Annotated in this window: 15 protein-coding genes; 6 read left to right on the top strand and 9 right to left on the bottom strand. The window is 68.2% G+C overall.

The features are described 5' to 3' along the window. Positions 1-39: 39 nt before the first annotated feature. Positions 40-237, bottom strand: coding sequence for a DUF1508 domain-containing protein (locus ABFP37_RS13385; protein WP_347033877.1), 198 nt, complete (start codon positions 235-237; stop codon positions 40-42). A 179-nt stretch (positions 238-416) separates the two neighbouring features. On the opposite strand from ABFP37_RS13385, the gene nboR reads away from it, so the two are divergent. Further along, a complete protein-coding gene (gene nboR / locus ABFP37_RS13380; RefSeq protein WP_347033876.1) occupies positions 417-1,040 on the top strand; it encodes a nicotine blue oxidoreductase in 624 nt (207 codons plus the stop codon). Between the two features lie 81 nt (positions 1,041-1,121). On the opposite strand, the gene ABFP37_RS13375 is transcribed toward nboR, so the two are convergent. The 6 genes from ABFP37_RS13375 to ABFP37_RS13350 all read right to left on the bottom strand — a co-directional run bounded on the left by ABFP37_RS13375 (position 1,122) and on the right by ABFP37_RS13350 (position 9,681). After that, entirely contained in the window at positions 1,122-2,102 is a 981-nt protein-coding gene (locus ABFP37_RS13375; RefSeq protein ID WP_347033875.1) for an aldo/keto reductase, read from the bottom strand. A gap of 34 nt (positions 2,103-2,136) precedes the next feature. Continuing rightward, positions 2,137-5,079, bottom strand: coding sequence for a molybdopterin cofactor-binding domain-containing protein (locus ABFP37_RS13370; RefSeq protein ID WP_347033874.1), 2,943 nt, complete (start codon positions 5,077-5,079; stop codon positions 2,137-2,139). 2 nt (positions 5,080-5,081) lie between these two features. Continuing rightward, positions 5,082-6,059, bottom strand: coding sequence for an FAD binding domain-containing protein (locus tag ABFP37_RS13365; RefSeq protein ID WP_347033873.1), 978 nt, complete (start codon positions 6,057-6,059; stop codon positions 5,082-5,084). Next, positions 6,050-7,456 carry an XdhC family protein gene (locus tag ABFP37_RS13360; RefSeq protein WP_347033872.1) on the bottom strand — a complete coding sequence of 469 codons (1,407 nt, stop codon included), beginning with the start codon at positions 7,454-7,456 and terminating at the stop codon, positions 6,050-6,052. The genes ABFP37_RS13365 and ABFP37_RS13360 overlap by 10 nt, the downstream gene beginning before the upstream one ends. Before the next feature lie 198 nt (positions 7,457-7,654). Next, positions 7,655-9,172 (bottom strand): NCS2 family permease, encoded by a 1,518-nt coding sequence (locus ABFP37_RS13355; RefSeq protein ID WP_347033914.1) that lies wholly within the window; start codon positions 9,170-9,172, stop codon positions 7,655-7,657. Positions 9,173-9,186: 14 nt separating this feature from the next. Beyond that, positions 9,187-9,681, bottom strand: coding sequence for a nucleoside deaminase (locus tag ABFP37_RS13350; RefSeq protein WP_347033871.1), 495 nt, complete (start codon positions 9,679-9,681; stop codon positions 9,187-9,189). A gap of 401 nt (positions 9,682-10,082) precedes the next feature. Here ABFP37_RS13350 and ABFP37_RS13345 point away from each other — a divergent pair, with 401 nt between their 5' ends. Beyond that, on the top strand, positions 10,083-11,456 hold the full coding sequence (locus tag ABFP37_RS13345) for an 8-oxoguanine deaminase (RefSeq protein WP_347033870.1): 1,374 nt from the start codon (positions 10,083-10,085) through the stop codon (positions 11,454-11,456). A 128-nt stretch (positions 11,457-11,584) separates the two neighbouring features. Continuing rightward, positions 11,585-12,829 (top strand): non-homologous end-joining DNA ligase, encoded by a 1,245-nt coding sequence (gene ligD, locus ABFP37_RS13340; RefSeq protein WP_347033869.1) that lies wholly within the window; start codon positions 11,585-11,587, stop codon positions 12,827-12,829. A gap of 12 nt (positions 12,830-12,841) precedes the next feature. On the opposite strand, the gene ABFP37_RS13335 is transcribed toward ligD, so the two are convergent. Beyond that, entirely contained in the window at positions 12,842-13,027 is a 186-nt protein-coding gene (locus ABFP37_RS13335; protein ID WP_078029240.1) for a hypothetical protein, read from the bottom strand. A gap of 362 nt (positions 13,028-13,389) precedes the next feature. On the opposite strand from ABFP37_RS13335, the gene pucL reads away from it, so the two are divergent. Beyond that, positions 13,390-14,298 (top strand): factor-independent urate hydroxylase, encoded by a 909-nt coding sequence (pucL, locus tag ABFP37_RS13330; protein WP_078029239.1) that lies wholly within the window; start codon positions 13,390-13,392, stop codon positions 14,296-14,298. Positions 14,299-14,449: 151 nt separating this feature from the next. Then, on the top strand, positions 14,450-15,931 hold the full coding sequence (locus ABFP37_RS13325) for a nucleobase:cation symporter-2 family protein (RefSeq protein WP_078029238.1): 1,482 nt from the start codon (positions 14,450-14,452) through the stop codon (positions 15,929-15,931). Positions 15,932-16,057: 126 nt separating this feature from the next. Here ABFP37_RS13325 and ABFP37_RS13320 read toward each other — a convergent pair whose 3' ends face one another. Further along, positions 16,058-16,813 carry an IclR family transcriptional regulator gene (locus ABFP37_RS13320; RefSeq protein ID WP_056622701.1) on the bottom strand — a complete coding sequence of 252 codons (756 nt, stop codon included), beginning with the start codon at positions 16,811-16,813 and terminating at the stop codon, positions 16,058-16,060. Between the two features lie 209 nt (positions 16,814-17,022). Here ABFP37_RS13320 and ABFP37_RS13315 point away from each other — a divergent pair, with 209 nt between their 5' ends. Beyond that, complete coding sequence (locus ABFP37_RS13315; protein ID WP_078029237.1) at positions 17,023-18,489, top strand: NAD-dependent malic enzyme; 1,467 nt, start codon at positions 17,023-17,025, stop codon at positions 18,487-18,489. Positions 18,490-18,509: the final 20 nt, after the last annotated feature.

Raw genomic sequence — 18,509 nt, 5'->3', positions numbered from 1 at the left:
TGGGGGCCCCCCGCGGCCCGGCAGGGGTGCGCGTTCGATTTACGTTGAGCTCAGCCCCGGGCGACGGTCAACGATGAAACCGGTCGCAGCGTTTTCCCGCACCGCGGTGATGCCTGCGACCACTGCTTTGATGTTCGGGAAGCTGGGTGAAACCGCAACCACGGCGCCATCCTCCGCCGTGAGCCGGAACCGGAATGCCCCCTTGCCTTCGCTCAGTATTTCGAATGTGCCTGCCATCTATGCTCCTTCTGGGCTGCGCCATTGCAGCCGTCTGTGACCCCCAATTGCCAACACGACGTCTACGACGTTAGCGGCCATTAACCGAAGTAGCCACCCCTACTAATCGGTAGTTTTCCGGCGGCACCATGGCGGGGCCCGTCCGTCGGCCCCCAGCAAAGTCCCCTAAGGTGGTGCACATGTCAGATTCCCCGACGGTTGCCACCACGGCTGTCCTGCTGGCAGCGGGCGCCGGAACCAGGCTGGGACTCGGTCCGAAGGCGCTCCTGCCCTTCCGCGGCCGCACGCTCGTTGAGGTGCTGGCGGACGTGCTGGTCGACGGCGGCTGCCGTGAAGTGGTGATCGTCCTTGGCGCGGCCGCCGGCACCGTCCGCGCCGCCACCGATCTGGGCCGGCACACCGTCGTGGAGAACGCGGACTGGGCCGGCGGCATGGGCAGCTCCTTGAGGCTGGGGCTCTCCTGCGCCCGGCCCGGGGACAACGTGCTCGTGGCTCTTGTTGACCAGCCGGGGCTGACACCGGACACTGTGGCCCGCCTGCTCAGGACGCACCGGCCCGGCCGGGTGACGGCCGCGGCCTACCCGGATGCGGCAGGGAAGCTCCGGCGCGGGCACCCGCTTTTGCTCGACTCCACGCTCCGCGCCGGCGCGGCGGAGTCGGCAACGGGCGACGCCGGAGCGCGGCAATTCCTGCAGGCCCACCCGGGGCTGATCGACCTGGTGGACTGCGGAGCGCAGACCGGGGGCGATGAGTCCGGCGGCGCGGACATCGACACCCTGGACCAGTTGCACCTGCTGGACTGACCCCGCCCGCCACAGCAACGCGGGGTCAGATATCGCCCCATAGCGGCCCCGGATTGGGCCGGAAGTGACCCCGCGTTGCAGCTACCAGCGGGGGTGGATCGCCTCGCGGAAGTAGTGGTCGTAGATCCAGGCCACGCCCTCGTTGAACTCCGCGTCCAGGGTTATTCCGGCCGCGGCCGCGTTGGACCGTGCCTGCTCCACGTTCCGGGCACCGGGGATTACCGAAGTCACGCCGTCCTGCGCGGCGATCCAGGCGATGGCTGCCTGCGCGGTGCCGGCCCCCTCGGGCACCAGCTGCTCGAACTCGGCAACCGCCTTGAGCCCGAGCTCGTAATCGACGCCGGAGAACGTCTCTCCGACGTCGAACGCGCCGCCGCTGCGGTTGTAGTTGCGGTGGTCGTCCGCGGCGAACGAGGTGTCTTTGGTGTACTTGCCGGACAGCAGGCCGGACGCGAGGGGCACGCGGGCGATGATTCCCACGCCCGCGTCCTTTGCGGCGGGGAGGACCTCGTCCAGCGGCTTAAGCCGGAACGCGTTCAGGATGATCTGCACCGACGCCGTGCCGGCGTGGCTGATCGCTTCCAGTGCTTCGTCTGTACGTTCCACGCTGACGCCGTAGTTCCGGATGGCGCCCTCGGCGACGAGGGTGTCCAGGGCGTCATACACCTCGGCGTTGCTGTAGACGGACGTGGGCGGGCAGTGCAGCTGGACCAGGTCCAGGGAGTCGGTCCCCAGGTTGCGGCGGGAACGGTCCGTCCATTCGCGGAAGTTGGCCAGGTTGTAGTTCTCCGGGCGCTGTTCCGCCCGGCGCCCCATCTTGGTGGCAACCGTGATGCCCAGCCCAGGGTTGTCCGCCAGGAACGCGCCGATGGCCTGTTCGCTGCGGCCGTCCCCGTAGACATCAGCCGTGTCGAAGAACGTCACCCCCGCTTCAGCCGAGGCGGCGAGGATGGCTTGCGCCTGCGCCGGATCCACGTTCCCCCAGTCGGCGCCGAGCTGCCAGGTGCCGAGTCCTACGACGGAAACGTTCCGTCCGGTCTTGCCTAAAATGCGCTGTTCCATCCCACGACTATATGTGGGGAACCCCAACGCGGGGTCACTTAGCGCCCGTTTGACGCGGTTCATTGGGCGCTAAGTGACCCCGCGTTGCGTTTGGCGGCGCGGACGCTTTGGTGGCGGGGACCAGACCGGCTTCCTTCAGGCCCAGGTAAATCTTGTCCCGGGCGATGGGCAGCTCGGCGAACCGCACCCCGGTGGCGTGGCGGATGGCGTTCGCCAGGGCCGGAGCCACCGGGTTGAACGGGCTCTCACTCATGGACTTTGCCCCGAGCGGCCCGAGTTTGTCGTTCGTGTCGGCGAAGTACACCTCGCTGCGCGGCACATCGGCGAAGGAGGGGATGTGGTACTGCCGGAGGATGTCGGTGGTGACGCGTCCGGCGTCGTCCAGCCTGACCTCCTCATAGAGCGCGGCGCCCAGTGCCTGCGCGATCCCGCCCTCGATCTGGCCGCGGCACTGCCGCGGGTTCACCACCACGCCGGCGTCCGCCGCCTGGACGCTCTGCAGGATCTTCAGTTCCCCTGTTCCGGTGTTCACGGCGACCCGGAACCCATGGACGTTGAAGGCCACCGATCGCGGGGTCCCGCCCCAGCGCCCCTCGGCGGCGAGTTCGACGCCGGCCCGGCTGGCGGCGTCGTAAAGTTCCGTCAGCGGCACCCGGGTTCCCTCGCAGACCACGGCGTCGCCGTCGAGCACGCAGCCCGATGCCTGGATCTGCCGGCTGCCGGCGGCGAAGGCCCGGATCCGGACGGCAAGTTCCTCGGCGGCGCCCAGCGTTGCCTTGCCCGCCACAACGGTTCCGGCGGAGCCGAAGGCGCCGGTGTCGTGCTCGATTAGGTCCGTGTCAGACTGCCGGACCGCGACCCGGGCGGCCACCGTGGACAGTGCCGTCGCCGCGAGCTGTGCGTGCACGGTGGTGGTCCCGTTGCCGAATTCGGCGGTCCCGACGTCGGCGGCGTACGTGCCGTCCGCAAGGAGCCTGAGCTTCGAATGTGCAAAATGGCCCCGCGGCGGCACGGTGTCGATCATGGACAGCGCCGTGCCCTCCCCCGTGACCCAGTCCGGCCCGAGATCGTCCAGCCCGGCGGACCGGTAGCGTTCACGGCCCCGTTCCAGGGCGTCCTGCACCAGCCGCGTGCACTGGTCCAGCCCGTAGCTGCCGTAATGGACGTCCTCTTCGGGCTCGGAGTGCGTGGAGAGCATGTCATCGCCCTCGCGGACCATGTTGCGGCGGCGGAACTCCAGGGGGTCCATGCCGATGCCGAGGGCCAGCTCATCCATGGCCGATTCGATGGCGAAGATCATCTGGCTCAGGCCGTAGCCCCGGAACGCGCCGGAGGGCACCGTGTTGGTGTACACGGCGAGGGCGTCCACCTTCTTGTTGGCGCATTTGTAGACCGCGAGCGATTCGCCGCAGCCGTGGAACATGACGCCGGGTGCGTGGTTGCCGTAGGCGCCGGTGTTCGTGAGGACGTCCAGCTGCAGCGCCGTCAGCCTGCCATCGCTGCCGGCGCCGGCCTTGAGCTTGATGGTGAACGGGTGGCGGACGGTGCTGGCGGTGAACTGCTCGGTGCGCGTGAACTCCAGCTGCACCGGGCGCCCCAGCTTCAGGGCTGCGAGCGCCGCGATGTCCTCCGTCAGCACCTCCTGCTTCCCGCCGAAGCCGCCGCCCACGCGTCCGGCAACCACGTGGACCTGTTCCTCCGGCAGGCCGAACACGCGGCAGAGCGTGCGCCGCACGAGGAACGGGACCTGGCTGGACGTGCGCACCTGCAGCCTGCCGGCGTCGTCCACCGAGGCGATGGACGCGTGCGTCTCCAACGCCACGTGCTGCACGCGCTGGGTCCGGTACGTCTGTTCGTGGACGAAGTCCGCCGCCGCAAACCCGTCCCGGACACTGCCCAGTTCGGAGTGCAACTCGGCCACGATGTTCCGGTCCGGCCGGGCGATCCGTGCGGCGCCGGCGTCCTTGTCGCCGTGGAGCGCGGGCGCCCCGGGACTGGTGGCATCCTGCGGCGTGAACACGGCGGGGAGTTCTTCGTAGTCCACCCGGACGGCGCGGACGCCCGCCTCGGCCGCGGCCACGGACTCGGCCACGACGGCGGCAACGCGCTGCCCGCGGAACCTCACCACGGTGTCCAGCACCCGGGTGTCGTCGGGGTCGTCGGTGTAGAGCTCGTGCTGGGCGCTGGAAAACAGCTGGGCCGGCGCATCCTCGTGGGTGAGGACGGCTACGACGCCGGGGACTGCCAGGGCCGCGGACTTGTCGATGGACAGCACCCGGGCGTGGGCGTGCGGCGATCGCACGAGCTTCAGGTGAAGCAGTCCGGGCAATTCCTCCGCCGGGACGTCCAGCGTGTAGCGGGCCTGGCCGGTCACCACGGCCCGGCTGGCGGGGGCGGGTACGTCGTCGCCCAGCTGGCCGGGCTGCGGCGCGGGCTGGCCTTCGCCGGCGATGCCCGAGCCCGGCCCGGCGGGATCCGGGTGGCCCTCGTGGCCGCACACGGCGTCGCCGATGGCCCGGTACCCCGTGCAGCGGCACAGGTTTCCTTTCAGGCTGCGGGGCAGGCTCTCCTTCTGGGAGTCACCGAAGGTGGCGGCCGTCATCACCATGCCGGCGGTGCAGAAACCGCACTGGAAGCCCTGCCGGTCCAGGAACTGCTGCTGCATCGGATGGAGCGCGGCGCCGGCCGTGGCGCCGGCGGCGCGGCCGTCGGTTGCGCCGCCGATGCCGGCCGTGGTTTCGGCCGCGGTTCCGGCGAGGCCCTCGATGGTGGTGACTGCGTGGCCGTCGGCGCGCACGGCCGGATAGATGCAGCTGTGCACGGGCGTGCCATCAACGTGCACGGTGCAGGCTCCGCAGTCCCCGCCGTCGCAGCCCTTCTTGACGCCGAGGTTGCCCTGTTCGCGCAGGAACGTGCGCAGGCACTGGCCGGGGCGCGGCGGGGTGTCCACCGCTGCGCCGTTGATGTCGATGGCCATGATCAGGCCCCTTCCTGCGGCGTGGATTCCCGCCGCGGACTCTGTGGCGGCCAGAAATCGCCGGACACACGGGAGGGCATCCCGCCCGTCCGGGTGTCCAGCTCGTCCCGGATCTCCCCGGCCAGGCGGTACGTCATGTCGCGCCGCCAGGCCGGCAGGCCGTGAATGTCGTCGTGGTACAGGCTGTCCGGGATGGCCCCGTCCAGCGCGGCTGCGAGGTCCTCCGCGTCCGGCGCCGAGCCGAAGCGCAGCTGCACGGGCCGCTTCGTCGCGGCCGTGACAGTGAGCGTCAGGTGCCCGCAGCCGTCGAGCGTTCCGATCAGCAGCACCCCCGAGCGGCCGAGGTTGCTCAGCGACAGCCGGCGGAACGCCACCCGCGAGGACAGGGCCGACGCCGGGAGGCTGACACTGCGCAGCAGCTCGCCTGGTGCCAGGGCGTTCTGCCCGTCTCCGGTGATGAACTCCGCCACCGGCAGCTCCCGGCTGGAGCCGTCCGGGCTGAGCACCGTGGCGGTGCCGTCCAGTCCGGCGCAGAGCGAGATCATGGGGCCGGCGGGGAGTGAGGTGCACAGGTTTCCGCCCACCGTGGACATGTTCCACACCTTGAAAGACGCCACGAAGGAGTCGCAGCAGGGGCGGATGAGGTCCAGGCCGGGCCAGTCGGGGGCCGGTGCCGGTGATCCGGGTGCCGGTGACTCTGCGGTCACTGATCCGGCATTCGGTGATCCGGCCAGCGTGTCCGGCAGTGCGTAGAGCTCGGCAACGGTGCACGTGGCGGCGAGCTCGATGCCCGCATCTGTCACCGTGACTGCGGGCCAGCCGGCCGAGCCGAGGTCCAGCAGGCGCCGGAGCGGCTCCGGGCCGAAGGCGGTGCTGCCGTAGGAAAAGAGCACGGTGCCGCCGGCGAGCCAGGCGTCGCCGTCGCGCCAGTCGGCAGGGTCCGTGGTGCGGACCACGGCCTCAATGGTGTTCATGTCCATGCTGTCTCCTGGCGGGCTGATGCGGTGCCGGGGCGCGGCTCTGTGCTGAGGCGCGGCCCGGAAGGGCGGCGCGGTTCGGCGAAGAGGCTTTGTTCAGAGGGGAAGCGGGGCTCGGCGGGAAGGCGGTGGATGGGACCGGTGCCGTCTTTGAGCGGCGGGCAGGCCGCGGAGCCACTGCGGGCAGCGATGAGCTCCGCGGTAATGGAGACCGCCACTTCGGCCGGCGTGACGGCCCCGAGATCCAGGCCGATCGGTGAATGCAGCCGGGCCAGTTGTGCCGGGGTCACGCCCGCCTCGAGCAGGGCATCGACGCGCTGCCGGTGGCTGCGCCGCGAGCCCATCGCTCCGACGAACGCGACGTCCAGGCCGAGTGCGGTCCTCAGGAGCGGGATGTCGAATTTGGGGTCGTGGGTGAGCACGCAGATCACGGTCCTCGCGTCCACCCGGCCCGCGGAGGCTTCGGCGGCGAGATACCTGTGCGGCCAGTCGGTGGCGACGTCATCCGCGGCGGCGAAGCGGTCCTGTCCGGAGAACGCGGGGCGGGCGTCGCAGAGCGTGACGCGGTAGCCGAGCAGCTTTGCGGTAGGCAGCAGCGCGGCGCCGAAGTCGTTGGCCCCGAAGACCAGCAAACGGGCCGCAGGCAGCCTGCTCTCCACGAGCAGCATGGCCGGCTCCGGGCCGGTGCCGTCGTTTTGTGGCACGGCTGTGCCGGAATCCGTGCCGGAAACTACAACCGAACCTTCACCGGACGTTGCCGCGGCGTGGAACGAGTCGGGGGCCGAGGTGCCGGCCGCCGGAAGGCAGCCCTCCGGCGGGGCGAGCCGCACCAGTCCGGTCCGGCCGCCGCGCAGCAGCGGTTCCAGCTGGGCAGCGGCCGCCAGCATCTGCCGCCCGGCCGCCGGGGCGCCAACATGGTTCAGTCCCAGTAGCGCCGCGAGTTCCGCGGAAGAGGCCACCCGGAAGGTTACCGGATCGGGGATCACGACGGCGCCGCCCCCGCGGGCGTCCACCCGCCGGATCAGGGCCAGTGCGCCGTCGGGTCCGTGGCCGGTGAGCGCCTGCAGGTTCTCCAGCCGGAGGCCGCCCGGGGCCGATCCCAGCGGCTGGATGTGGACCTCCAGCTCACCGCCGCAGGTGAGCCCGACGGCGAACGCGTCCTCGCGACTGTAGCCGAAATGCTCGAGGCGGCTGCCGCCGTCGGCCATCACTTCGAGTGCCGACTGAACCACGGCCCCCTCAACGCAGCCGCCGGACAGGCTGCCCAGGATCCTTCCCGTTTCGGAAACCAGCATGGACGTCCCCGGCGGGCGCGGTACCGAGCCGCTGGCCGCAACGATGGTGGCCACGGCACACCGCTCGCCGGACACCGCCGGGCGCCAGCCGCTCAGAGAAGGCATTAGATCCAGCATGGCGGCACTCCCTCTTCCCGTGCGATGGTGCCCATATTGTCATTCCTATCCTTTGTACGGGGAAGCGTTCACCATGGCGCACGCATCAATTTGGTTGCAGTTGGTGGACCGGGGCGGGCCCCATCTGCCTGCCCCGGTCCGGTCTTTGTCGGCCGGCTACGCGCCGAACCGTTAGGCGCCGAGCCTCTAGGCGCCGAGCAGCGCGCTGACGGGGCCGCGGGCGAAGTAGACCAGGAAGCCGGCCGTCACCACCCACATCAGCGGGTGGATCTTCTTGGCCTTGCCGGAGGCTGCCCCGATCACGGCCCAGGACACGAAGCCCACTCCGATGCCGTTGGCGATCGAGTAGCTCAGCGGCATGGTGACGATGGTCAGGAAGGCCGGGAGGGCCACCGCGAACTTAGAGAACTTGATCTCGCGGATCTGGGCCATCATCATGGCGCCCACCACCACCAGGGCGGCGGCGGCAACCTCGAGCGGCACCACGCTGGTGAGCGGGGTGAGGAACATGGACCCCAGGAACAGCGCGCCGGTGACCACCGACGCCAGCCCGGTGCGGGCACCTTCCCCGATGCCCGCCGCGGAGTCGATGTACACGGTGTTGGAGGACCCCGACGTCGCGCCGCCGGCCACGGCCCCGATGCCTTCCACGATGAAGGCCGACTTCAGCCGCGGGAACGTGCCGTCCTTGTGTGCCACGCCCGCGCTCTTGGCGAGCCCGGTCATGGTGCCCATGGCGTCGAAGAAGTTGGTGAACACGAGGGTGAACACCAGCATGGTCGCGGCGAGCCCGCCGATCCGGCCGAAGGCACCGAACATGTCGAACTGGCCCACCAGGCCCAGGTCCGGCGCCGACACCAGATGGCCGGACAGCACGGGGGTGTTAAGGTGCCAGCCGCCGGGGTTGGCCTCGCTGCCGGGGCCGATGTGGAAAATCGCCTCCACGAATGCCGCCAGGATGGTGCTGGCCACGATGCCGATCAGCAGGCCGCCCTGGACCTTCCGTGCCACCAGGATGCCCATGACCAGCAGGCCCACGATGAACACCATGGTGGGGATGGACGTGATGGAGCCGTTCTCGCCGAGCTGGACGGGCGGCCCGCCGGTGGTGGCGCGGACGAAGCCCGAGTCCACGAAGCCGATGAAGGCGATGAACAGGCCGATGCCGACGGTGATGGCCGCCTTCAGCTCCTTGGGGACTGCCCGGAAAATGGCGGTCCGGGCGCCGGTGACGCCGAACAGGACGATCAGGATGCCGTTGATGACCACCAGTCCCATGGCCTCGGCCCAGGTGACCTCGTGGATCACGGCCACGGCGAGGAAGGAATTGATGCCGAGGCCTGCCGCGAGTCCGAAGGGCAGGTTCGCGATTAATCCGAACAGGATGGTCATGACTCCGGCGGTGAGGCCGGTGACGGCGCCCACCTGCGCCGCGGACAGCCAGCCGCCGGCAACGTCCGTGGGGGCATTGTCCGCGCTGAAGCCGCCCAGGATCAGCGGGTTCAGGATGACGATGTACGCCATGGTGAAGAAGGTGACCAGCCCGCCCCGCAGTTCGCGCGCCAGGGTGGAGCCGCGCTGGGTGATCTGGAAGAAGCGGTCAAGGAAGGCGTTCGACGCCGGCGGCCGGGTGTTCGGGGCCTGCTTCCGCTGGCGCTGGGGTGCCACGCGGGGCCCCTCGGGGGTGGTGTCCAGGATTGTCATCTCAGCCACCGGCCCTAGTAATCGATCCTGGAGTCGAGCGTGTTCCAGGTGCTGAACGGTTCCAGGATGGCCGGCGCGCCGGGTTCGCCGAGGTCCAGTTTGGACACGGGCATCAGGGCATCCCGGTCTGCGTTGTCGAAGTACTCGTAGAAGACGGCGTCGTCGAAGCCGACGGAGGCGGCGTCGTGCCGGTCGGCGGCGAACACCACGCGGTCGATGCGGGCCCAGAGCGCGGAGGCCAGGCACATGGGGCACGGCTCGCAGCTGCTGTAGAGGGTGGAGCCGCGGAGGTCGAAGGTGCCGAGTCCGCTGCACGCGCGGCGGATGGCCGTGACCTCGGCGTGGGCGGTGGGATCGTTGTCGGCGGTGACGCGGTTGACGCCGTCGAACGCCTGACCGTCGGCGGTGACGATCACGGCTCCGAACGGGCCGCCGCTATTCAGGACGTTGGCGGTTGCCAACCGGATGGATCTGGCCAGAAAGTGTTCGGCCGTGACGGTGGTACTCATGATGCGACTCCCTTTGCTGTGGAAGCCTGTACCCGTGCCGGGACGGAAAGGACCAGTTGCGACGGTTACCAGGCTTCAGCATGTGCTTTTGAAGGTTAAGTTGCGCCTGGTAGATAGCTTCCCGGTGGCCGGGTGCCCGCCTTTGGCAAGATCGAGATTAGCACCGGATTGTGGCCTGCGCCATAGTTTTCTGGAAACTTAATTTCGCGATGTGAAATCCATGTTTCCGGGCTGTCACTCCCCCTACCGCTCACGGCTGTCACATTGCGCGGGCATTGACGCCCTTCCGGAGCCGGCCCTACGCTGGTGCCGATCCGGCCCCCGTCAGGCGGCCGGGCACCTGGATCAGCAGACAGGCCCCTGAGCTGGAACGCATCGGCACGCCCAGACAGGAACCGCACATGACCCAGACACCTTTCCGCACCCCCGAACCCCGGCTCTGGATCAGGAATCCGCAGGCCGCCTACTCCGCCAACGGCCTTGATGCCTCCGGCGGCGTAGTGGTCAGCGGGGGCCGGATCACGGAGGTGCTTGGCTCCGGCGAACTGCCGTCGGCGCCCTGCGAGGAGACGTTCGACGCCTCCGCGCATGTTTTGCTACCGGGCCTGATCAACACCCACCACCACTTCTACCAAACGCTGACCCGCGCCTGGGGGCCGGTGGCCAACGCCCCGCTGTTCCCTTGGCTGCAGACCCTCTACCCGGTGTGGGCCCGGCTCACGCCGCGGGACCTCGAGCTCGCCGCCACCGTGGCCCTCGCCGAGCTCCTGCTGTCCGGCTGCACCACGGCGGCGGACCACCATTACCTGTTCCCGCCGGGCATGGAGGACGCCATAGACATCGAAGTGCGGGCGGTCCGCCGGCTGGGGATGCGGGCCACCCTGACCCGCGGCTCCATGGCCTTGGGACAGAACGACGGCGGGCTGCCGCCGCAGTCGACCGTGCAGGCGGCGGAAGTGATCCTTGCCGACAGCGAACGGCTGATAGGGCAGTACCACGAGCGCGGCGACGGCGCCGTGATCCAGATCGGACTGGCTCCGTGTTCGCCGTTTTCCGTGACCAGGGAGATCATGGCCGAGAGCGCCCTGATGGCCGAGCGGCTGGACGTCCGACTGCACACGCACCTGGCCGAGACCCTGGACGAGGAAGAGTTCTGCCTCAGGATGTTCGGGCTGCGGACCGTCGACTATCTCGACAGCGTGGGCTGGCTGACGGACCGGACATGGCTCGGCCACGGCATCCATTTCAGCGACGCCGAGATCGCCCGGCTGGGAGCCGCGGGCACCGCCGTCGCGCACTGCCCGACGTCGAACATGCGGCTGGCATCCGGCACCGCGCGGGTCCTGGAACTCGAGGACGCGGGAGTGCCCGTGGGGCTGGGGGTGGACGGATCGGCGTCGAACGATGCGTCAAACATGATCCTCGAGGCGCGGCAGGCGCTGTACCTGCAGCGGCTGCGCTACGGGGCCCAGGTTCCTGTAGAGCGTGCGCTGGGCTGGGCCACCCGCGGATCCGCGGCGGCGCTGGGCCGGACGGACCTCGGCCAGCTGGCACCCGGGATGCAGGCCGACCTGGCCCTGTTCAGGCTCGATGACCTGCGGTTCTCGGGCAGCCACGATCCCCTCGCCGCATTGCTGCTGTGCGGTGCGGACCGGGCCGACCGGGTGATGGTGGGCGGGCAGTGGCGCGTCATTGACGGGCAGATCCCGGGGCTGGACGTGGCCGGGCTGATCGCCGAGCACTCGGCCGCAGCCCGGCGGCTCGTCGCCGGCTAGGATCCCCTTTCCGGCAGGCTCCGTTTCGACCGTTCCCTTCGCACTCGATGCACGCAAACGTCTTGCGCGCCGGGAACCATCGAAACGGGGCCTATGCTGCGACATCCGATCGTTGCTAGCGTGGCGCCATGACTCCGTCGAAGACGCCGGCCGAGATCCTGGACATTGCCGGCACCGAGGTCCGCATCTCGAGTCCGGACAAGGTGGTGTTCCCCGAGCCCGGCCTGACGAAGCTCGACCTGGTGCGCTACTACCTTGCCGTCGCGGACGGTGCGCTGCGCGGCGCGGGCGGCCGGCCGATGGTGCTCAAGCGCTTCCCGAAGGGCATCGACGCCGAGCCGTTCTTTCAGAAGCGCGTGCCCGAAAACCACCCCGAATTCATCGACACGGCGGTACTGAACTACGCGTCGGGGACGTCGGCTGAGGAGGCCGTCATCCGGGATGCCGCGGGCCTGGCGTGGGTCGTGAACCTTGGCTGCCTCGACCTCAACCCGCATCCGGTGCGCGCGGAGGACCTCGAACACCCCGACGAACTGCGGGTCGACCTCGATCCGATGCCGGGCGTCGACTGGTCCCAGATCGTTGATGTTGCGTATGTCGCGCGGGAGGTGCTCGACGACGTCGGGCTCGTGGGGTGGCCGAAGACGAGCGGTTCGCGCGGACTCCACATCCTGGTGCGCATCTCGCCGCAGTGGTCGTACCGCGACGTGCGGCTCGCCGCCGAGACCCTCGCCCGCGAGGTCGAAAACCGCGCTCCGGGCCTCGCCACCGCGCGGTGGTGGAAGGAGGAGCGCGGCGAGAGTGTGTTTGTCGACTTCAACCAGAACGCCAAGGACCGCACCGTGGCATCGGCCTACTCGATCCGGCCCCTGCCCGACGCCCGGGTCTCGACGCCGCTCACCTGGGATGAGGTCCGCTCCGCCCGGCCGGAACAGTTCACGGTGCCCACAGTGATCGAGCGCTTCGCCGCGATGGGCGACCCCCACGCCGGCATCGACGGCGCGGTCGGCTCACTCGACGGGCTCCTCGCGCTGGCCGCCGAGCTCGGCCCCGCCGAGAAGCCGCCGCGCGGCGGCGACGGCTCCGGCCGCCGGCAGTCGGTGATGCCACTCATTGAGGTCGCCCGCACCAGGACCAAGCCCGAGGCGCTCGCGGCGCTCGACGAATGGAAGACCCTGCATGCGGACCTCGTCCCGGCCCTACACCCCGCCGACGTGCTCGTCGACGGAATGCGCGGATCGAGCTCGCTCTGGTACCGGGTGCGGGTGAACCTGCAGCACGTCCCCGAAGCGGAGCGTCCGCCGCAGGAGGAGCTCATCGCCGACTACGACCCCTGGGCCGGCAAGGAGTGGCCGGGGCGTCCGGCGTCCTAACGCCGGCGCCCCTCAGCGGATTGCGCGTCGCTCGCGGCCGAAGACCGGCAGCGCCCGCAGCCAGCGGGAGAGGCCGCGGGCCTGGCGGTCGCAGTCGGCCGGGATGTAAAAGTCGGGATCCGTGGCGCCGAACGGCAGATACAGTTCCTGGCCGGGCGCCGGGAATTCCGCGACGTTGTTCTTATCCTGCGAGTCCATCTGTTCCTCCTCGTTCTTGTGTTGCCTGCCTTCCGGACTAATTTCACAATCCGGAAAGTATTTTTTGTTATATGGAAAATTCTAGGCCGGCCTGCCGGCGCGGTCAAGACCCCGCAAGGCGACCGGTCACAATCGGATTTTTCAAATTGTGATGTACACCACGGCATGGCTGCGCTACGCTGGAAGGCAATTCGTGGCGCATGTCACGTAACCTGGGAGCAGCAGGCAGGGTCGTAATGAGCTGACATCAACTGATGTCGGCTCATTTTTTGTTGGGTCGACGGGACAAGAAACGCGTGGGAAACACGCGCTTAATTTCACTGTGGAACTTTGGTTCCACTTACGGAAGTTGGGAACTGACCATGAGCAACAACATCGTCCTCGGCAACAACCAGTACGGCAAGGCTGAAGTCCGCGTCGTCAAGATCACCCGGGACACGGCGCGCCACGAGATTGAAGACCTGAACGTCACCTCGCAGCTCCGCGGCGACTTCGCCGCGGCCCACCTCGAAGGCGACAACGCCCACGTCGTGGCCACGGACACGCAGAAGAACACCATCTACGCCTTCGCCCGCGAAGGTATCGGCTCACCCGAAGCCTTCCTGCTGCGCCTCGGAGAGCACTTCACGTCCAGCTTCGAATGGGTCACCGGCGGCCGCTGGGAAGCCGAGTCCTACAGCTGGGACCGCATCCAGGCCCACGGCAGCGCGCACGACCACTCCTTCGTGCGCAACGGCCAGGAGGTCCGTACGGCGGTGCTGGTCCGCGAGGGCTCCACCACCCACCTGATTTCGGGGCTCAAGGACCTGACCGTCCTGAAGTCCACGCAGTCCGGTTTTGTTGGCTACCCCAAGGACAAATACACCACGCTGCCGGAGACCACGGACCGGATCCTCGCCACCGACGTTTCCGCCCGCTGGCGCTTCAAGGCAGGAACGGACTTCAACTCCCTGGACTTCAACAAGAACTACGACGACGTTAAGGCCCTCCTGCTCGAAGGCTTCACCGAGAAGTACTCGCACGCCCTGCAGCAGACGCTCTTCGACATGGGAACCAAGGTCCTCGAGGCGCACAGCGAGATCGAGGAGATCAGGTTCTCGATGCCCAACAAGCACCACTTCCTGGTGGACCTCTCGCCGTTCGGCCTGGACAACCCCAACGAGGTCTTCTTCGCCGCGGACCGCCCGTACGGCCTGATCGAGGCCACCGTCCAGCGGGACGATGCCGCTCCGGCAGAGATCGCCTGGTCCGGCATCGCCGGCTTCTGCTGACCCGCACAGGCGGCTGAGCCTGGCTCCCCCCAGGCTCGGCCACCGGGCAGGCAGTCCCGACAGGGCCCGCCAAGCACCACTGATTCAAAACTTGTTAGCCAGACATTGTTAGCCAGACGAAGGCGTCTGCCATGAACCAAGAAAGTCTGCCATGAACACCAAGAAAAAAGTCCGCCCAGCGGCAGCCCGCCCCGAAGACCAGAAACTGCCCATCGGCAGCACCTTCGCCTACGGGTTCCAGCACGTCCTCACCATGTACGGGGGAATCATTGCCCCGCCGCTGATCATCGGTGCGGCTGCAGGGATGTCCTCGCAGGACATCGGCCTGCTGATTGCCGCCTGCCTGTTCGTTGGCGGCCTGGCCACAATTCTCCAGACCGTCGGCATCCGGTTCTTCGGGTCCCAGCTGCCCCTGGTCCAGGGCGTCTCCTTTGCGGGCGTGTCCACCATGGTGGCGATCGTCCACGGCGGCGGTGGCATCCAGGCGGTCTTTGGCTCGGTGATCGCAGCATCGCTGATCGGCCTGCTCATCACCCCGCTGTTTTCCAAGATCATCCGATTCTTCCCGCCGGTGGTCACGGGCACGGTGATCACCACGATCGGCCTGACGCTGATGCCGGTCGCGGCCAACTGGGCCATGGGCGGCAACAGCAAGGCACCGAACTACGGCAGTGTCGCCAACATCGGACTGGCCGCCGCCACCATGGCCATCGTCCTGCTGCTGAGCAAGGTGGGCAGCGCCGCGATCTCGCGGCTCTCCATCCTGCTGGCGATGGTGCTCGGCACCCTGATCGCCGTCATCTTCGGCATGGCCGATTTCTCCAAGGTGGGCCAGGGCGAAATCGTCGCGTTCCCCACGCCGTTCGCGTTCGGCGCCCCCACCTTTGAGATCGCCGCGATTGTCTCCATGCTGATCGTCATCCTGGTGACCCTCACGGAGACCTCAGCGGACATCATTGCTGTGGGCGAGATCGTGGGCACCAAGGTGGACTCCAAGCGGATCGGCGACGGCCTGCGGGCGGACATGCTCTCCAGCGCCATCTCACCGCTGTTCAACTCCTTCACCCAGAGTGCCTTCGCCCAGAACGTGGGCCTGGTTGCCATCACGGGCGTCAAGAGCCGGTTCGTGGTCAGCGCCGGCGGCCTCATCCTCGTCATCCTTGGCCTGCTGCCGGTGCTTGGCCGGGTGGTCGCAGCGGTGCCGACTCCCGTCCTGGGCGGCGCCGGCGTCGTACTCTTCGGAACGGTAGCCGCCAGCGGCATCCGGACACTTGCCAAAGTGGAGTACAAGAACAACATGAACCTGATCATCGTGGCTGCATCCATCGGGTTCGGCATGATTCCGATTGCCGCCCCGGCGTTCTACGACCAGTTCCCGTCCTGGTTCGGCACCATCTTCCACTCAGGCATCAGCTCGGCCGCGGTGATGGCCATCGCGCTGAACCTGCTCTTCAACCACCTCAAGGCCGGCAACTCGGAGAACCAGTCGGTGTTTGTGGCGGGAACCGGCCGCGTGGTCCGCGAGGAGGATTTGAAGTGCCTGGCCGACGGCGACCGCTACGAGGGCGGCAAGCTGATCGACTGCGACGGCAAGGAAGTCCCGGTCCAGTCCTCCACCACCACGGAGCACTGAGCACGGAGCCACTCCACGAAAAAGCGCGAACGAACACTTGAGGCCCCTGGAAAGCGCCGGGCCTCAAGTGTTCTTTCGCGCTCCAGTGGCAGCACCAAAAGCAAGCGCGAAGTACGACGGCGGGGGTCAGTTTTGGTTGAGCTCGTCCGAGATCGCCTGGGCTGCTTCGCGGAGCAGCGGCACGGCCCGGTCGGCGAACGACTGGTCCACGCGGGACACCGGCCCGGACACCGAGATGGCCGTGGGCGTGGGGGCGTTCGGCACGGCCATGGCGAAGCAGCGGACTCCGAGCTCCTGCTCCTCCTCGTCAATGGAGTAGCCGCGCTCGCGGATGCGGTTCAGGTCCGCAATGAGGGAATCGAAGTCGCCGATGCTCTTGGGCGTGGGCGTGGGCATTCCGGTCCGGGTGACAATCCCGCGGACCACTTCGTCGTCCAGCTGCGCCAGGATGGCCTTGCCCACGCCGGTGTCATGAGTGTGCGCGCGGCGGCCCACCTCGGTGAACATGCGCATGGAGTGCAGCGACGGCACCTGCGCCACGTAGATCACCATGTCCGAGTCCAGCACCGCCATGTTGGAGGTCTCGCCCAGCCTGTCCACGAGGGACTTCAGCTGCGGCCGGGCCAGGGCGCCGAGCTGCTTGTTGGCGCCTTCGCCGAGCCGGATCAGCCGCGGTCCGAGTGCATAGCGGCGGTTAGGCAGCTGGCGGATGTAGCCCAGCGTGACCAGGGTGCGCAGGAGCCGGTGGATCGTGGGCAGGGGCAGATCCGTGGACGAGGAGAGTTCACTGAGCGTGACGTCGCCGCCGGCGTCGGTAATCAGTTCCAAAAGTTCAAAGACGCGCTCAACGGACTGCACGCCTCCGGGGGCTTTTTCAGCCATGTAGGAATCTCCTGCTTGCTCGGTTCCGACAACTCTTATCCGCATCGTGAAAAGAACTGCTTAGAAAGCCAAAGATACAGCACCGTATCGCCGGCGTCGATGCACCTTCGGGCTTGTGTTTCCATAAGGTAGATAATAATATCCATAATACGAAAACATTCACCGCAACGAACCGGCCCAGCGATGGGCCCAAACAGGAGGACCATTCAATGGCGAACCCGAGCCCCGGAAATTCGATCACCCTGCGTGTGGAAGCGCCGTCCAGCTTCTCCGCCACCAGCGAACTCGCCGCCGCCGTCGGCGCTGCCGGCGCTGCCATCACCGCCCTGGACGTCACCGAGTCGCACCACGAGACCCTGGTTGTCGATGTCACCTGCAACACCACCGACGACGACCACGCCAACCGCGTGAAGGACGCCCTCAACGCGCTCGACGGCGTCACGGTCCGGAACGTCTCGGACCGCACCTTCCTCATGCACCTGGGCGGCAAGCTCGAGGTCGTCCCGAAGGTTGCCCTCCGCAACCGCGACGACCTTTCCCGCGCCTACACCCCCGGCGTCGCCCGCGTCTGCCTGGCCATCGCAGAGGACCCGTCAGCGGCCCGCAACCTGACGGTCAAACGCAACACCATCGCCGTCCTTACCGACGGTTCAGCCGTGCTTGGCCTGGGCAACATTGGCCCGGCCGCGGCCCTGCCCGTCATGGAAGGCAAGGCGGCCCTGTTCAAGCAGTTCGCCAACGTTGACGCCTGGCCGGTCTGCCTGGACACCCAGGACACCGAGGAAATCATCATGATCGCCAAGGCCATGGCCCCCGTATACGGCGGCATCAATCTCGAGGACATCGCCGCCCCGCGCTGCTTCGAGATCGAGAACCGGCTCCGCGACGAACTCGACATCCCCGTGTTCCACGACGACCAGCACGGCACCGCCATCGTCACCCTGGCAGCCCTCGTCAACGCGCTCCGCGTGGTGGGCAAGAAGCTCGGCGAGGTCCGGATCGTGGTGTCCGGCGTGGGCGCGGCGGGTTCGGCCATCATCCAGCTGCTCAAGGCCCAGGGCGCGCGGCACATCGTGGCCGCCGGCCGCTCCGGCGCCATCCACTCCGGCGAGCAGTACAACGACGAACACCGCAGCTGGATCGCCGCGAACACCAACGAAGAGGGCTTCAACGGAACCCTGCACGAGGCGCTCAAGGGCGCGGACGTGTTCATCGGCGTCAGCGCCCCGCACGTGATCGGCGAGGAGCAGGTTGCCTCGATGGCCAAGGATGCGATCGTGTTCGCCATGGCAAACCCCACCCCGGAGATCGATCCCGCCATCGCGTCCAAGCACGCCGCCGTCGTGGCCACGGGCCGCAGCGACTTCCCGAACCAGATCAACAACGTGCTGGCGTTCCCCGGATTCTTCCGCGGGCTGCTGGACGCCGGGGCATCGGACATCACGCCCGAAATGCTGGTGGCCGCTGCCGAGGCCATTGCCAATCGCGTTGCCGACGATGAGCTCAACGCCAGCTACATCATCCCCAGCGTCTTCGATCCCCACGTGGCCGCGGACGTCGCGGCAGCAGTCGCCGCAGCCGCCCTCGCCGCGGCGGGTACTGGCATCCCGGCGGCAACAGCGGAAGACTCAACAGAAGCAGCAGCATCCGCTGACCCGGCCTTCGCCAACGCCTGATTCGCAGCCCTGGAAAGGAC

It is taken from the genome of Burkholderia sp. RS01, assembly GCF_039748055.1.
Lineage (GTDB): Bacteria > Actinomycetota > Actinomycetes > Actinomycetales > Micrococcaceae > Arthrobacter.
This window is presented reverse-complemented; position numbering and strand designations above follow the sequence as displayed.

Coding starts and splice junctions, on each gene's coding strand:
- ABFP37_RS13385 (WP_347033877.1), bottom strand. CDS start 237: ATGGCAGGCACATTCGAAATACTGAGCGAAGGCAAGGGGGCATTCCGG.
- ABFP37_RS13370 (WP_347033874.1), bottom strand. CDS start 5,079: ATGGCCATCGACATCAACGGCGCAGCGGTGGACACCCCGCCGCGCCCC.
- ABFP37_RS13315 (WP_078029237.1), top strand. CDS start 17,023: ATGGCGAACCCGAGCCCCGGAAATTCGATCACCCTGCGTGTGGAAGCG.
- ABFP37_RS13325 (WP_078029238.1), top strand. CDS start 14,450: ATGAACACCAAGAAAAAAGTCCGCCCAGCGGCAGCCCGCCCCGAAGAC.
- ligD (WP_347033869.1), top strand. CDS start 11,585: ATGACTCCGTCGAAGACGCCGGCCGAGATCCTGGACATTGCCGGCACC.
- ABFP37_RS13350 (WP_347033871.1), bottom strand. CDS start 9,681: ATGAGTACCACCGTCACGGCCGAACACTTTCTGGCCAGATCCATCCGG.
- ABFP37_RS13320 (WP_056622701.1), bottom strand. CDS start 16,813: ATGGCTGAAAAAGCCCCCGGAGGCGTGCAGTCCGTTGAGCGCGTCTTT.
- pucL (WP_078029239.1), top strand. CDS start 13,390: ATGAGCAACAACATCGTCCTCGGCAACAACCAGTACGGCAAGGCTGAA.
- ABFP37_RS13355 (WP_347033914.1), bottom strand. CDS start 9,172: ATGACAATCCTGGACACCACCCCCGAGGGGCCCCGCGTGGCACCCCAG.
- ABFP37_RS13365 (WP_347033873.1), bottom strand. CDS start 6,059: ATGGACATGAACACCATTGAGGCCGTGGTCCGCACCACGGACCCTGCC.
- ABFP37_RS13360 (WP_347033872.1), bottom strand. CDS start 7,456: ATGCCTTCTCTGAGCGGCTGGCGCCCGGCGGTGTCCGGCGAGCGGTGT.
- ABFP37_RS13335 (WP_078029240.1), bottom strand. CDS start 13,027: ATGGACTCGCAGGATAAGAACAACGTCGCGGAATTCCCGGCGCCCGGC.
- ABFP37_RS13345 (WP_347033870.1), top strand. CDS start 10,083: ATGACCCAGACACCTTTCCGCACCCCCGAACCCCGGCTCTGGATCAGG.
- nboR (WP_347033876.1), top strand. CDS start 417: ATGTCAGATTCCCCGACGGTTGCCACCACGGCTGTCCTGCTGGCAGCG.
- ABFP37_RS13375 (WP_347033875.1), bottom strand. CDS start 2,102: ATGGAACAGCGCATTTTAGGCAAGACCGGACGGAACGTTTCCGTCGTA.